Annotated in this window: 12 protein-coding genes and 2 pseudogenes; all 14 read right to left on the bottom strand. The window is 51.4% G+C overall.

Going from position 1 to position 14,626, the window contains the following annotated elements; translation table 11 throughout:
- Positions 1 to 62: 62 nt before the first annotated feature.
- The 14 genes and pseudogenes from A7Z29_RS21450 to tssC all read right to left on the bottom strand — a co-directional run bounded on the left by A7Z29_RS21450 (position 63) and on the right by tssC (position 14,621).
- On the bottom strand, positions 63 to 2,309 hold the full coding sequence (locus A7Z29_RS21450) for a type VI secretion system Vgr family protein (RefSeq protein ID WP_105279568.1): 2,247 nt from the start codon (positions 2,307 to 2,309) through the stop codon (positions 63 to 65).
- Positions 2,310 to 2,333: 24 nt separating this feature from the next.
- The gene (locus A7Z29_RS21445; protein ID WP_001280221.1) at positions 2,334 to 2,648 is read right to left on the bottom strand and encodes a hypothetical protein; all 315 of its coding nucleotides are present in this window, start codon (positions 2,646 to 2,648) and stop codon (positions 2,334 to 2,336) included.
- Between the two features lie 53 nt (positions 2,649 to 2,701).
- Positions 2,702 to 3,436: a hypothetical protein gene (locus A7Z29_RS21440; protein WP_000528403.1), complete on the bottom strand. Its 735-nt coding sequence runs from the start codon at positions 3,434 to 3,436 to the stop codon at positions 2,702 to 2,704.
- A 144-nt stretch (positions 3,437 to 3,580) separates the two neighbouring features.
- A complete protein-coding gene (locus A7Z29_RS21435; RefSeq protein WP_001250472.1) occupies positions 3,581 to 4,384 on the bottom strand; it encodes a TagF domain-containing protein in 804 nt (267 codons plus the stop codon).
- A complete protein-coding gene (gene tssM / locus A7Z29_RS21430; RefSeq protein ID WP_105290789.1) occupies positions 4,384 to 8,250 on the bottom strand; it encodes a type VI secretion system membrane subunit TssM in 3,867 nt (1,288 codons plus the stop codon). Before tssM ends, A7Z29_RS21435 begins: the two co-directional genes overlap by 1 nt.
- Positions 8,250 to 8,537 (bottom strand): hypothetical protein, encoded by a 288-nt coding sequence (locus A7Z29_RS21425; protein ID WP_001226254.1) that lies wholly within the window; start codon positions 8,535 to 8,537, stop codon positions 8,250 to 8,252. The genes tssM and A7Z29_RS21425 overlap by 1 nt, the downstream gene beginning before the upstream one ends.
- The gene (locus A7Z29_RS21420) at positions 8,534 to 9,220 is read right to left on the bottom strand and encodes a hypothetical protein (protein WP_105290788.1); all 687 of its coding nucleotides are present in this window, start codon (positions 9,218 to 9,220) and stop codon (positions 8,534 to 8,536) included. The genes A7Z29_RS21425 and A7Z29_RS21420 overlap by 4 nt, the downstream gene beginning before the upstream one ends.
- 7 nt (positions 9,221 to 9,227) lie before the next feature.
- A pseudogene (gene tssL, locus A7Z29_RS21415) lies at positions 9,228 to 10,331 on the bottom strand (type VI secretion system protein TssL, long form); the annotation flags it as partial.
- Positions 10,314 to 10,913: pseudogene (gene tssK / locus A7Z29_RS23835) on the bottom strand (type VI secretion system baseplate subunit TssK); the annotation flags it as partial. The pseudogenes tssL and tssK, both read right to left, overlap by 18 nt.
- Before the next feature lie 3 nt (positions 10,914 to 10,916).
- Positions 10,917 to 11,450 (bottom strand): type VI secretion system lipoprotein TssJ, encoded by a 534-nt coding sequence (gene tssJ / locus A7Z29_RS21410; protein ID WP_032224536.1) that lies wholly within the window; start codon positions 11,448 to 11,450, stop codon positions 10,917 to 10,919.
- Between the two features lie 67 nt (positions 11,451 to 11,517).
- Entirely contained in the window at positions 11,518 to 12,003 is a 486-nt protein-coding gene (locus A7Z29_RS21405; RefSeq protein ID WP_000312804.1) for an Hcp family type VI secretion system effector, read from the bottom strand.
- A 180-nt stretch (positions 12,004 to 12,183) separates the two neighbouring features.
- Positions 12,184 to 12,636, bottom strand: a complete 453-nt coding sequence (locus tag A7Z29_RS23950) for an STY0301 family protein (RefSeq protein ID WP_094184950.1) — start codon at positions 12,634 to 12,636, stop codon at positions 12,184 to 12,186.
- Between the two features lie 12 nt (positions 12,637 to 12,648).
- Positions 12,649 to 13,056, bottom strand: a complete 408-nt coding sequence (locus A7Z29_RS21395) for a BPSL0067 family protein (RefSeq protein WP_105281423.1) — start codon at positions 13,054 to 13,056, stop codon at positions 12,649 to 12,651.
- A 50-nt stretch (positions 13,057 to 13,106) separates the two neighbouring features.
- On the bottom strand, positions 13,107 to 14,621 hold the full coding sequence (gene tssC / locus A7Z29_RS21390; RefSeq protein WP_105290786.1) for a type VI secretion system contractile sheath large subunit: 1,515 nt from the start codon (positions 14,619 to 14,621) through the stop codon (positions 13,107 to 13,109).
- Positions 14,622 to 14,626: the final 5 nt, after the last annotated feature.

Genomic DNA, 14,626 nt, shown 5'->3' with positions numbered 1-14,626 from the left:
CATAATATTCCGTCATAATGGAAAGAGTCCCTTTGAATAAAATATTTAATAATGGTTGTGATTTATTTTTCAGTCATGAAGGTGATATCTATCGCCGTCTGAAGAGTAGTTTTCTCTAATGTGCCAGGCGGCGATATATCTGCCTTTCTGTCATTCATGTTTAAATCAAGCTGCCCTGATTGTGTATTTATTTTTCCGTTCTCTGTTGCAGTAATATTAAAGTTCTTACAGGTTATATTAAATATTCCGTCACTGGTCATTTGTAGGATAGTTTCTCCGCAGCTAAGAATAATGGAATCTCCCGCTGCAAAGCGTAAATTCTGTACGGTCTGAATTGTTTTATCTCCTCCGGCAAGGGAAGTATCATCCGTCTGAACTGTAAGAGAACGTTTCTCACCAATAATCGCTGTTTCTGTTTTATCAATAACTTTAAGTCGATTATTCCCCACCCAGTGGCTTTCATTATTATTTACTTCAATGCGCTGATCTTTCTCGGCATGCAACCAGACCTCTTCCCCACCAGGTTTATCCTCAAAACGCAGGGCGTTGGCATTCGTCGGCCCCCCACCAATTGTGTGGCTGTAAAACCCACTTTGCGTCGCTGCACCAGGCAATCCCCACGGCGGCATCGTGTCCTGGTTGTATGTCCGCCCCACGATGATGGGTAAATCCGGGTCACCATTTTTGAAATCCACCAGCACTTCCTGGCCAATACGCGGGATCTGGATCATGCCGAATCCTTTTCCCGCCCACGGATAGCTAACACGGACCCAGCAGGAGCTGTTTTCGTCATTGTTACCATAACGATCCCAGCCAAACTGCACCTTCACCCGGCCATATTTATCCGTCCAGATCTCCTGCCCCGCCGGACCGGTGACGATGGCGCTCTGCGGGCCTTTGGTATGGGGTTTGCTCAGGGTTCGCTGTGGGCGGTAGACTTCACTGGTAGGGTGCAGTTCGAACGTGGTGACATAGGTAAAATGCTGGTCCTGGCCGCTGTACTGCGCATTGTCCCGTAAAAACAGTGTGGTCTGCACCAGCAGATATTCCTGGTTGACCTCCGCCGTCGGATGATTCATCAACGTAAAGGTGTAACCAGTCATGAGGGTGCGGATATTCCCCGCCCCTCCAACCCGGCTGCCAGGGCTGCGCTGCGCTTCCATACGAATGCGCGTCAGCATCTCGCCTTCCCCCATAGTGAAGTAATCACCAGGCCATTCGTAATGCTCATATTCAGCATGACCGGTATCACGCGGATTAGCCACGGTACTTTTCAGCAGTGAACGCGGCTTCATAAAATCAAAATCGTCCAGCACCCACTTTCCAGTACGCAGCCTCTCACTGGCCGTAATGGTGTGGATAAATTCCTTATCGAGCTTCAGTCCTTCCTGGTGCCACTCTACCAGCGGCGAGTCCGGGCACGTTTTATGACCATTGATGGCATCAGCCAGTACCAGCGTGTGGCTGTTCTCGCTGTGCTCAAACCACCAGTAGATACCCCATTCCTGCATCAGGCGCTGGATGAAATCAAAATCGGTTTCACCATACTGCACCTGCCAGGCGCGGGGGGGATAATTTTCCACCAGCCGTTTTTCCACCGGAAAAGAATATTCAGCCAGGACTTCATCGAGAATCTCCACCACGGTTTTGTTCTGGAAGGCTTTGTAGTCGCTGGTGTGGGTCAGCAGCTTCAACCACGGTTCAATGCGCAATTCATACGTGACTGAGCGCCCCTCGTGACCGACTACCCTCGCAGCCGTCACCAGCCCGCTGATATGCCGTTTGCCACCACCGTCCAGTTCGATATTGACACACATGTCTTTGCCCACCATCGGTTTGAGCGGCAGATTGGCAGCAGGGGAGACATATCCGAGGTTCAGGGTGTCAGGCGTTTTAAGCTGTACTGTATAGGAAAACAGATTCCCAAGCCCTTCCGAACCATTCATACCTGCAAACAGCAGAATCTGCGCCGGCACCGCACTACCACTTACTGTGACGTTATGCGCCCCCGAACCAGCGGCAGCAAGCGATGCCGCCGCATCCTGAGCTGCACCAGCCATATCCGAGATCCCTGACGCGGCGGCGGCGGCCTGCGCAGCAGCTACTGCAGCTTTAACCAGTCCTGACGGTTCTGGAAGCGCACCAAATAGATCTGCAACTGCCTGTTCTGCCATCTGTTCGGCTGCATCAGCTACATCGGTTGCGGCTGAACTTGCGCTTATAGCACTACTTTCTCCGGCTATCGGTGGCGTGGAGATAGCTGGCCCACCGTTACTGCCAGATTTATTACCCGCAGATACAAAACTCATGATATTTATTCCTTTAATATCGGATTAGAATTTAGCGCCCGGCGACCAGAAAAAATAAGAAATAACCCGCCACTGTCCATCTTTATAATGAAAAAAACATGTAAGATTTAAATCCTGCCGCAAATGCCAAAACATTTCTTTGATGGAGATATTTTTGAATTCAGGATTTGTTGAGCGATAGGTATTTTCAATTTCGATATAATACTCGCCGACAAGTTTATAACGAGGCTTTATAAATTCATGCTCTGGCTTACCATAGTTATTTAATAAAACATTCTCTTCAACTCCATTATACACACCACTCGCATTCAGATAAGCATGTTCAGGGATATCAGACATGCTATTTTTCGCCCCACCCACTATCAAAAAAATAATCACAGCGTATATTAGCTTCATTTTTTTACGCTTTTCACAAAAAATTCAGAACCCGGAACCATTCTATTTAACCGCTCAATGACATTTTCCATATAACGAGAGCGCAGTTCCATACCAATATTCATTAACGCACTGGCGTCGCCGGAGAATGGTGTAGTTGCTTTATCTGCATCGTCACTATAGTATTCATCAGTAAGATATCCAATAATATGCCCAAGCTCGTGAGACAGCCCTATTTGCTCATGGCAAACTTTTGATGAGCCAAGACATTTAGCTGCTGCAACTATATCTTTAGAGTCAAATTCAACGTATCGACTATTCCAGACAATGTTACTCTGACGAAAGCTATTTGGATCATCATTATCAATTTTAAACACTACTACATCCCAATACCCATGACGATCAGTCTGAATTATTTCTATTGTGAAGGGTAAGTCCTTACCATTAAACTTACTAACAAACTCAGACTTCCCAGAAACGGATAAAAAAACCTTATTATTCCATGTTTGATTAATGACAAAAATAACCTTCCCATGAAAGGCATTTTTCTCCATATCTGTCCAATCAGTTTTTGCATCCCATCTTTTTATCCAATTATATTTCCATCTCAGCAATAATGAGATTGCACCATTTTCACGGTCAATTCTTAAATCGCCCCAGGCATCATTGTCCCTGATATATCGTTTATCCAGCATTAAATCGTCATAAGCATCATATGCCTGCTGAATAGCCTCATCATGAGAGTTACCCATGTTCACCTCCGTATATTGCTATATATCCAATAAACCTGAAGATGCTTGCTTATCCACCAACGCAGACGGGACCAGGGATAGCCTGAAGATAGCAATCAACTTGAATTTCATGGGTATATTTGTTTCCCATCTACACGTTTATCGTCATATTTTTGTATAGCTATTCTCAGCATTCGTGGCACATGATTTTTTCTCCAGCCGCAGCGCATCCACATACCGCCCCTCGCTGTTCTGCTGCCAGAACCACCCCTGCCCTTGTTGTGCCTGTGTCAGCATTTTGTCCGGCCAGCCCGGCCACGGCAGGTGCCGCACGCCGGGCAGTTCCACTACCGGTGCGTCCGGCAGGTCGGTGAGTTCCCGGCTGCGCTGCGGTACACGCCGCAAACCACGCAACCACTGCGCCCAGCGCGGCCCCGGTCGCCACATCGCCCACAGCTGGTCTGCCTGCTCCGCCAGCCGCCCACAGCGTTCTGTCTGTGGTGAGACATGTACTGCCGCCAGTCTTGCCAGCCAGTACAGCCAGCCTTGCGTTTCATCCAGACTCTCTTCCAGCCATTCCCGTCCGGCACGCTGGTAAATCACCAGCGGCCACGGCCTGCCCGTGCTGTCTCGCGAGGCGGTCAGTACCCCTGTCATCCATTCATCACGCCCGCCAATGGGTAAAAACCCCGGCGACAGGACGAAGCTCCACGGCAGCGGATGGTGCTCCGGCAGCACCGACTTTTCACGCGGTGATAAGTGCATCCAACCGTCATTCTCTCCCGTCGTCACGGCATCCGTTCCTTCCGGCAGTACAATATGCCGCCCCTGCCCAAGCCACGTCTGCTGGTTCAGCCACGCCTGCCACACCTGTCCTTCGTTCGCGCTCACCCGCCAGCGCACATAATCACGCTGGTCCGGCAACCTACCGAACATCGACGGGGTCGATACTGCCGTAGCACGGCGCATTAGAGCGCCCTCTCCGGGCAGGCGAAACGTTGCAGTAGTCCCCGGTTCACCGGGTCAAAGTCTCTCCCGGCGGTGATTTCCAGCACTACCCGTCGCCCATCAAAACTGTACTCCACCTGCTGCGTTCCCCGTACCGCTGTATCCTGCGCGTTACCCGCGTCCAGCAGGTGAAACAGCGCCCACGGCCCGTTCGTCAGCAGCGTCGAGGTGTCCTGGCGGATGCGCGGGCTGGCGGTGATTTCCGCCATTGAGCCATTACGCGGCCCCGGCCAGTTCACTTTTAGCGGCCTGACCGGGCCGTGAGCGTAACGCAGCACCTGCCCATCAATGTCAATCACCAGCTCGGTGATGGCCGGATCCATATCCACGACGCGGACCTGCATCGCCCAGGAAAACTTTTTCCCGCCTTCCCCGTTAAAAAAGACGCGGCGGATTTGTTCTGCCTCCTGAAACGGCACCAGATCTGGCCCGTGCAGCGTCATGTTGCCTTCGGTCGGTTTGTAACGCCACGGATTGCTGGCAATGTCCGCCAGCGGGGCCAGTTGTTTCGTCCAGAAGGCATCCAGCACGCCGCCGCTGGCAAAGATACGGTTAAAATCGTCCGCGCTGACCTCCTGCGGGCTGTCGGTAAAGGGATAGCGCCCGTCAATGGCGTCACGGCACTCATCACCGATCACCGCCTCCATTTGCGCATTCAGCACTTCACCCGTTCCGGCATTGATTTTGCGTGTCCCCTGTAGTGTTAAATCCAGCAGAATATTTTTCAGCGGCGCGGGTAGTTTTGCTGCCTCCAGTTGAAGTTTATCCGCAGCCGAAATGCGGCCCGGTAATGTGCTTGCCGCCAGTGCACTGTCTGCAATGGTGAGCTGGGTGTAATATTCATTGAGCATCGTCAGCAGCGAATTAAGCTGTGGTGCACCGCCCCCTTGTCCGCTGTCCATACGCCCGGAAACAACTTCCCGCAATGCGGCAAAACGATCATCCACCAGCGTTTTCTCCAGACGTTCTTCTGGATGGATGTCCAGGAACAGCTTCGCCGTCTGTACCGCTTTTCCCGCATTACCGGAAAGCCGATCCTGCGCTCGCTGGGCCATCTGCTTTTGTCTGGCCTGTGCATCCAGCGGCGGTACCAGGGTGGTCTGCTCCACCACGGCTTTACTCAGCCGCATCAACGGTGAATCTGGCGAGGCCAGGGTACGGAGCACCTGAAGATCATAGGCCAGCCCCGGACCACCGTCCTCCCCGGCGCTGTTGATGCTGTGAATACTGACCAGAAAATCCTGCCACCGGCGGGCATATTCAGTCAGGTACAGGCGACGGACTTCACGGGTAACCGGGAGTTCCTGTCCCGGTAGCTGACTCATTACACTCTCAGTCGTTTTTTTTTGCGCATTTTCCCGCCCCATCACCCAGGCATCATTCGCTGACGCTGCGGCAACAAATTCAGGCAGTCGTTTGTCGAATAAGTCCCGGTAGCCTTCGCGGGTGAAGATGCCCGGTACGCCCCGATCCAGCGGCGCGCCATCCGTGCGAACAAAGACGGTTCCAGCATCTGCCCCTACAGCGCGCACCAGCGAAAACTCCTGCGGTGCTTCACTCTCCATAGAAGCCAGTGCACGGGCATAGATACGCTCAGTGCTGGTGTGTCCATCGAGGAAAGTTCGCGCCTGGCGGATCAACCCCTCATCTTTTTCGTAGGGCGAATGCACTACGCGGCTACCGTCAAACAGAGCGTCGATATGTTCCAGCACGGCTGCACGACCACCAAACTCCGCCACGCTGTCGCGGTTGTCCAGGTCATTCAGTACCCATGAGTGAATTTCCGCCGCGTTGTATTTGTCCTCGTGGTCTTTATCGAGGTTCAGCAGCAGATAAACATGCAGGGTGTCATAGGCGGCTTTGCTGTTCTGACGTGCTATCGCATCCGAAAGCACATATTCCATGCGTTTCACCAGCGGCGGCAACAGCAGCTGGTCCAGCAGGCGGTCGTACAGAGAGGCCACACTCTCCATCACCGGCGGAACGCTGTACAGCCCGTAACGCCAGGCCAGCGGCGGTGAGTCCGGATCCAGCCCCGGCCAGGCAGAGAGCGCCCGCGCCTGGTTCAGTAATGCGGGAACCGGGGGCATCGCAGGTTTTCCGGTATAGGCTTTGACATCAGTATCCAGTTTAGCCGTCCGGGTGGCGATTTCATTCAGATACCCGTTGTTACCCTGCTGGCTGCCCTGCATTCCCTGCCATAACCAGAAAGCCAGCGCCAGTACCAGCAGATGCCCGCCGGTACGCAGTAGCCGGTAACGCCATGCCCACTGGAGATTCGGCTCCACCAGGTGCGCTTCGCGGAAGATTAACTGTTTCAGTAGATCGTGGAGAAAATAGCTGCGGTTGCCGTCCGGCAGGGTATGAGACGGTGAATCCGCCTTCCCTTTTATTGCCCGGACAAAACGCGGCCAGATGCCCGTATGGTCTGCCACGGCGTCCGCCTGCGCCTGTGCCGCGCTGGTGAAAAATACGCCGCGCAAGGTGTTGTTAAGCTGGGTGGCATCGAATTTTGAATCGAGGAAGATCTGTTCAATGGCTTCCAGCAATGGCGCGCCCAGCGCGGCAAATTCACGCGGGAAGCGATACAGCCGCTGGCGGCTTTTAAGGTCGTACTCTTCCTGCAACCGGGTATCCAGCCCCTGATCCAGCCGCAGCGTCAGATTTGCCAGTTCCTGCCCACAGAGCGCATGTCGCGACTGCAGATCTGCGGAATTACGTTTCCGGCTGTAAGGCAAAGTGAAGCCCCATACCTGGGTACGAAGGTGACTGGTAAGACCACGAAAATACTCCGTAAAGCCCGGCAACAGATCCATTTTTGTGACAATAAGATACACAGGAAAACGGATCCCTAGCGTCTCTCTCAGTTCTGCCAGCCGTGCACGCAGGGCTGCACAAGTAGCCAGGCGTTCTGCCGATGACTGCGCGGTTAGATCTGCCACGTTCAGCGTCAGAAGCACGCCGTTCAACGGCGCGTTGGGGCGGTGTTTTCGCAGCAACCCCAAAAATCCTTGCCACTCTCCGGCGTTACGCTGTGTCGCGTTCGTTTCGCCGCCATCATCGTGGCGGGCATAGCGCCCAGCGGTATCGATAAGTACCGCTTCGTTGGTAAACCACCAGTCGCAATGCAGCGTGCCGCCACCAGGTACATTCAGGATATGTACGGTCTGTTCCATCTGTTCTGCTAGTGGGAACTGCAATCCAGTGTTGAGCAACGCGGTAGTTTTACCATCGCCCGGACTGCCGATGACCATAAACCACGGTAACTCGTACAGAAAACGCTTTCCTTCCAGTGCCTTACGCCAGAATGGCTGATCTACTCGTAGTTGTTTTAGTTGCCGGATGGCGCGGGTGACAATATTGCTGACGGTGCGCAAATCAGCTTTAATTTCCCCGGCCACCGGCACGTCTTCCCCGCGTGGATGCAGGAAACGGCGCAGCAATTGTTCATCCAGGCGCAGCGCCCGCCACAGGCGGTACAGGCCGTATAGTGCATAAGTCAGCAGGATCAGGCCGATAAGCGTCAGACGCAGCCACAGTGGCGCAAACGGGCGAACGTCGCCAAAGGCCAGCAACGGTGACACAAAACCGATGATCAGGCACAGAACCGTAACGCCAATAATGCTCATTGACCAGTTCACCAGCCACAGGATGAGCAGCATCAGTAATAGAACGATGGTCACCCCCCTACTGCTCACGGACACCAGCGGATGCAGGGTGTCAAACGCCACCAGCGGTCCGATAAACCAGACCAGCAGCGCAAGCATCACCACGCCGACAATCGCCAATGCGCGGCGGGAAAACAGCAGACTGAGAAATTTTTGCATTATTGTTCAGAGCTCCATGCGATAATCAGTAATAGCAAAATACCCAGGACTGAAACCCCCTTTCCTGTACGTGATACTGAAAGAAAATAAAGAACAATCTGAATAGCCGCTGAAATAAAATAAATTAATCTTCTGATTACCTCTCTATTTCCATTTCTCTGAGGCAATGCTGTTATTGAAGGCTCCATATCCTGCATCCACTGATACTCATTCCCGGAAAAAAGCATGATAGTGACCAACCCCATAATGAATAATAACCATCCTGTTATCTTAATTATTTTTCTCATGAGGACTCCCAGACAGTCATTAATAAACCAGAGAAATGCAACCAGTTGTTGATAATAAAATCGCCATAGCTGGTATCTTGCTTTATTTTTTCCAGACTAAGAGAAATACCTCGATTATAACGAGCTTCAATAATTCTTATTTGTTCTTCTGTCAGGTGAGGTAAGGATACCTGAAAGCCATCTTTTTCAGCCAATTGATAGCGATGCCTTGCAGCTAATTTTATATTAAAGACATCATGTTGGAGGTAATTTTCCAACTCACGCAACTGAGAATTATCCATTTTAGTCTCATCAAGCCCGAGTGTTTTGGCTGCAGTTCGCAATTGCATACTCACCGCACCAAAAGATGTTTTTTCTGGTTTCGAAGCTATTGTGATATGTTCATCAACCCACTCAGGCCCACTCCAACTCATAGCACGAAATTCAAATGCCAACGTGTCTACAATCTGAGGATCTCCCACTACTTCAATCCAACAAACTCCAGCAAGCAAGGGAGCAGGTAAATGCCAGGCATTTGCAGCTGCATTGATCAAAAGGCTGTTATGCTTCATCCAACCATCTTTAAAATAACGCCCAAATGCTACTCCTCCCCCCCATTTTTTAGGCGCCAGTTTCCAGAATATAAATTCTGTTACTCCCCACACTGGCGAATGGTTAGACGCATTACACTCCAGCTTTTCCATTATTAATTTACTCCACCACCAGAATTTCTACCCGGCGATTCTGCGCTCGTCCGGTTTTAGTGCGGTTATCAGCCACCGGCACGGTATCCCCCTTCCCGACAACCCGGATTCGACTGGTAGAAACACCACCGGACTTCAACAGCGTAGCCACTTCCGTCGCCCTTTTTTCCGATAACTCCTGGTTAGATGGGAATTCCGCAGAATGGATCGGCTGGCTGTCAGTGTGACCAGTCACCGTCACTGCGCCCCCCACTCGCGCAATCTCGCGCGCGGCCTTATCAATCACCGGGCGGAGCGCGTCATTCACGGTTTTCTGCCCCGGCACAAACATCGTGTCGCCCCGGAAGACCACCCGACTGTGATGCTCATCTTCCTCCACCGTCAGCAAGCCACGGGTGATTTCATTCGCCAGCAGAATTTTCAGCCGCAGTTTATGTACCGGAACCGGTGGCGGTGGAAGGTGTTTACCAATGGCATCAATACGCTGCTGTACGGCTTCTGTGGCGAGACTCATCCGGTAGTTGTAAAAACCAAATAAGGTCAACATCACCAGCAGGGCTATTCCGCCACTCAGCCAGACAGGCACTCGCTGCATCCGCCGAATCCGACCGCCGACGGCACCGGTGAAACCAGGCGAAAGTGTTGGTGTTACCGGATCGCGGCGCTGGATCAGTTGAGTCAGCAGTTGCTGGCGGATATCGTCCAGTTGTTTACGCCCGTCGGGGCGCACGCTGTAACGCCCCTCAAAACCCAGCCCCAGTATGTGGTAAATGATTTCCAGCACATCGCTGTGCTCCTGGAAGCTGGAGGCCAGACGACCAATTATCTGAAACAGCTTGATGCCACCTTCACTTTCGCCATGAAAGGTGATCAGCAGGCTTTTTCCAGCCCAAACCCCACGTCGCCCCCAGCTTGTATTGTTGGCAGCTTCATCCAGCGCCGTACACAAGCAATAGCGAACCGCCAGCACATGCTCGCGGCGCAGGTTTGCCTGGTCGCACAGCGTCTGATATCGGCGAACCTCCCGCTCTAGCAGGGCGCGGTAATGTTCGATAAAACCAGGGGCGAGTTCGCGGGGCATCTGCGCCAGTGCACATAACAGAGGACTTGCCTGGTAGTTCACCACTGGCGGGATCAAATCTTTGTCAAGCTCGATCCGACCATCGGGATGCAGAGCCGTAATGCGCGTCAGCGGCAGGCCGATCCACGCATCCGTCACTGCTTTTTCCGGCAACAGGCGCAGGCGCAGGTGGCTGAGCTGCAACAATTGTGCGCCACGCCCCAGCGAGTTGGCATCGCGAATTTCATTTTCATGCACCGAAAAGCGCGCCAGCGATTCCGGGTTATTGTCGAAGCTGGTTTCCTCGCTGTTCGGCGTGCGTACCGGCACTGCCAGGCAAATCTGCTGGTTAAGATGCTCCGGCAGAATGGCCAACGGCGGCGGCAGCGGCGTATGGCCCGGCGCATTAAACGGCGTACCGTCCGCAAACACCCCGGCAGCCTCTTTCAGTACCAGTTTGCCGATGTTCAGCGCCTCACTGTCAATGCTGTATTCACTGAAGCCCCAGAAAAAGGGGGAAAGCGGCAGACTGCGGTAGTGAATAACGTGTTCCAGATAGCGTTCCTGCTGCTGAAACATCTGTGGCAGCAAAAATTGTCCTTCACTCCAGACCACCCGGTTATTCCAACTCATAATTTACTCATCCCGTTCTTTAATCACGATGGCGCTTTGCTCTATGTCAGCATCCAGTTCGACTTTTTTCTTCGGCATAAAGCGGCTGTACCAACTTTTTTCCGGTGGATCAGGAATTTTATATGTGGCTCGCCAGACCGATTTTCCCAGATTGCGGTATCCGGCGAGGATCCCCAGCGTGGTGGTTTCCTTATTGAGAGAGCGGCGCAGTTTTTTCTCCTCGCCCGGGCGCAAGATAAAACTGTCGCGGTGCAGTAAATCATCGGCAAGAACAGCCTTGTCATTGTCCTGAAGTGACCACCAGTCCGCCGCCGTGAAGGCTGCATCATTTTTCAGTTCATAAACGCGTATCTCTATGGGCGCGGCTTTTTTCTGATTGTCAGGATTCACCTTATCGGAAGCCTTAATCACCAGATCGAGTCTTTGTGACATCAGGTCCGGCACGTCGTCGCTGTCAATGCTGCACCCGGAAAGCAGGCAGACAAAAGACAAAGCTACCGCACATAACCACCCACCGGGGTTACGCCATTTATTCACTGTAATTTCCTTTAAAATCAAATAATAAAAACCGGCCAGGCTATTTACCGGGCCGGAAAAGTACCGCTTAAATTTCTTTATTGGCCTTGAAGTCGTAGCCTGCGGTGATGGTGCCGCCGCTGCCACCTTGCTGGTTCTGCACCACGTATTCCTGCTTCACGGTGCTGAAAGAGAGTTCGACTCTCTCGCGGGAAGCTATCTCGCCCTCCTTGCTACCACTGGGGGAAACCACAGCCACAATCAGGTCAGTAAAGGTGTACTTGAGGTATTCCAGTGGATTGCCGCCTGCTTTACGCATGACAAGGATGGACTTCGGAATATGCTTACCGGAGGCGCAGTATTTGAACAGATTCGGGCTGGCGCGATCGATGTAATGTTCAAACTCCAGGTTAGTCACGGAGACTTTACCGGATCCCAGACCGCTGCCTGCGTGCATGGTGGACTCCTGATGGATATTCCAGCGCCAGCTCAGTACCTCAATTTCATTTTTATGTTTGTCATCCATTGACTCGCCATCAATGCCGTCAATTTTCAGAAAAATGTCATAAGCCATTTTCATTTCCTTATTAAGAATTACTTAAAAATAATCTCTGATTTATCTGTACATCTGGATACAGGTAAATCATTGCCGTACAGAACCCCCTCTCCTTAATTTCAGAAGAACAGAAGGCTGTATAATTTCCGGTAATGAGATACCGGCATGTAATTAATTCATAAACTGAATGGATTATATTTATTTACATATCACAGATACCGGTGACTCTCCTTGTTCCCGCTGACCCGGCAGAGAAGATGCCTGACACCGTGTCGCCGATGCAGGTACTGGTTGTGATAACCAAACCTGTCCGTGGTTATAAATACAGGAAACCCAGTAACGTTCACTATCCTGATTACTGTTCATTGTGGTATCCCATATTTGCCTGGTTTCACCCTTTATTTTCTCTGTCTCTGGTTTTAGATCTATCCGGTTTTCAGGTTTTCCCTGCGACATCCCTACGCCGTCCAGCCACAGACGGGGTTCATAACGGGAAGATTCCTGCCACGATGTAGGTACATCCGACTCCAGTACTGTCGTTGAGGATTTTATATTGATAAACACGGGACAACTGACTTCCCACGCTGCAACATATTGTGGATAAAACAATATATAACCCAATAACAGAGAAAAAATAAAACGCGTCTCCATAGCATCTATTCTCTACTCAATAACATAAAAAGCTTCCGCATTATTACTGGCATCAGGATAGGATCCATCACTGCGCATTCCGCCTTTTCTGGAGATTTTGCGCGCCGATACATTCGAGGCTTTACCTGTCCACTGGTCCATAACATAAATATACGAATCATCTTGTTCGAGATAGAAAGCAGCATGTTTATGAGCATCTTCCCTCGGTGGATATTTCCCATTCACAAAAGTCGCGATTGCTGTTCCTCTGCGGATCGATTTATCTCCGAAAACTTTCCGCCCCTGCTTCCACGTTCCGGTATGCCCTACATGTGCATATACCTGAACTAAGAACACACATTCCTTTCTGTCTCCTGCTCCCGCCATTCCCACCATTTCAGTGCCCTGCAATGAATCTACCAGGCCATAAACATATGACATATCTCCCCCTGAGTATTATCTGACATCATTCATTAAAATATTCATAAAAATCAGGCGGTACCCTGTTTTACTGACGGCAGTTTTGTGACCAGACGCAGCGACCCCGTTAATCCTTCAAGCTGGAAATGCGGGCGCAGGAAGAATTTGGCATCGTAATAACCCGGATTACCTTCCACTTCTTCCACCACCACTTCAGCAGCCGCCAGCGGCCGACGAGCTTTAGTTTCCTGTGAGGAGTTCACCGGATCGGCATCAACGTAGTTCATGATCCATTCATTGAGCCAGCGCTGCATATCTTCACGTTCTTTGAACGAGCCGATCTTGTCGCGCACGATGCACTTGAGGAAGTGCGCAAACCTTGAACAAGCGAACAGATATGGCAACCGGGCTGAGAGATTGGCGTTGGCCGTGGCGTCCGGGTCGTAATATTCCTGAGGTTTTTGCAGCGACTGTGCGCCAATAAATGCGGCGTAATCAGAGTTTTTGCGATGGATAAGCGGGATAAAGCCATTTTTTGCCAGTTCCGCTTCACGGCGGTCAGAGATGGCGATTTCCGTCGGGCATTTCATGTCCACGCCGCCGTCATCGGTCGGGAAGGTATGACAGGGCAGATTTTCTACCGCCCCACCAGATTCCACACCACGGATCAACGTACACCAACCGTAATGTTTGAAAGAACGGTTGATATTTACCCCCATTGCATAGGCGGCATTACTCCAGACATATTTGCTGTGATCTGCGCCATCCGCATCTTCTTCAAAATCAAACTCATCGACAGGGTTTGTTTTCGCGCCATAAGGCAAACGGGAGAGAAAACGCGGCATCGTCAGGCCAATGTAACGAGAATCCTCGCTTTTACGCAGTGAGTTCCACGGTGCATATTCGAGGTTCTGGGTCACAATTTTGGTCAGGTCACGCGGGTTGGCCAGTTCCTGCCAGGAATCCATCTGCAACACTGATGGAGAGGCCCCGGCAATAAACGGCGCATGGGCGGAGGCTGCCACTTTGGCAATGGAGCCGAGCAGATCCACATCCGGCGGGGTGTGATCAAAATAATAATCCGCAATGATACAACCGTAAGGTTCTCCGCCTAACTGCCCATATTCGGCTTCATAAAGCTTTTTGAACATGGGGCTTTGATCCCACGCGATCCCTTTGTAACGTTTCATATTTTTCCGCAATTCACCCTTCGAAAGGTTCATAAAGCGGATTTTTAATTTTTCATCGGTTTCAGTGTTGTAAACCAAATGTTCCATCCCACGCCAGGAGGACTCCAGTTTCTGAAAATCTGGATGACTCAGGATTAGCTTGATCTGTTCCGTTAATTTGAAATCGATCTGCTCAATAATCGCAGCAATACTTTTATAAGCATCGTCACTAACGATGACCGTATTTGTCAGAGCCTGTTGAGCCAGCGTCTGAACTGCCGCCTCAACCGCCTTTGCAGCCTGAGGTGTCTTGGGACGGAAGGCTTTATCCAAGAGCGAATCAAACTCCGTTTCCTGATAGGCAGTGGTTTGCGCAGTAGAGAGGTCGCCAGTCGCCAGAAGAGTATCGTTTACCATGAAAG

The organism is Escherichia sp. MOD1-EC6842, from assembly GCF_002965705.1.
GTDB classification, from domain to species: Bacteria; Pseudomonadota; Gammaproteobacteria; order Enterobacterales; family Enterobacteriaceae; genus Escherichia; species Escherichia ruysiae.
Note: the sequence above shows the minus strand (reverse complement) of the source record. Positions and strands in the feature narration are given on the sequence as shown.

Bases quoted from the DNA above. Each gene is read 5' to 3' on its own strand.
- A7Z29_RS21435 (WP_001250472.1), bottom strand. From the start codon at position 4,384: ATGCGCCGTGCTACGGCAGTATCGACCCCGTCGATGTTCGGTAGGTTG.
- A7Z29_RS21445 (WP_001280221.1), bottom strand. From the start codon at position 2,648: ATGTCTGATATCCCTGAACATGCTTATCTGAATGCGAGTGGTGTGTAT.
- A7Z29_RS21420 (WP_105290788.1), bottom strand. From the start codon at position 9,220: ATGGAAAAGCTGGAGTGTAATGCGTCTAACCATTCGCCAGTGTGGGGA.
- A7Z29_RS21405 (WP_000312804.1), bottom strand. From the start codon at position 12,003: ATGGCTTATGACATTTTTCTGAAAATTGACGGCATTGATGGCGAGTCA.
- A7Z29_RS21440 (WP_000528403.1), bottom strand. From the start codon at position 3,436: ATGGGTAACTCTCATGATGAGGCTATTCAGCAGGCATATGATGCTTAT.
- A7Z29_RS21450 (WP_105279568.1), bottom strand. From the start codon at position 2,309: ATGAGTTTTGTATCTGCGGGTAATAAATCTGGCAGTAACGGTGGGCCA.
- A7Z29_RS21425 (WP_001226254.1), bottom strand. From the start codon at position 8,537: ATGAGAAAAATAATTAAGATAACAGGATGGTTATTATTCATTATGGGG.
- A7Z29_RS23950 (WP_094184950.1), bottom strand. From the start codon at position 12,636: ATGGAGACGCGTTTTATTTTTTCTCTGTTATTGGGTTATATATTGTTT.
- tssM (WP_105290789.1), bottom strand. From the start codon at position 8,250: ATGCAAAAATTTCTCAGTCTGCTGTTTTCCCGCCGCGCATTGGCGATT.
- tssC (WP_105290786.1), bottom strand. From the start codon at position 14,621: ATGGTAAACGATACTCTTCTGGCGACTGGCGACCTCTCTACTGCGCAA.
- A7Z29_RS21395 (WP_105281423.1), bottom strand. From the start codon at position 13,056: ATGTCATATGTTTATGGCCTGGTAGATTCATTGCAGGGCACTGAAATG.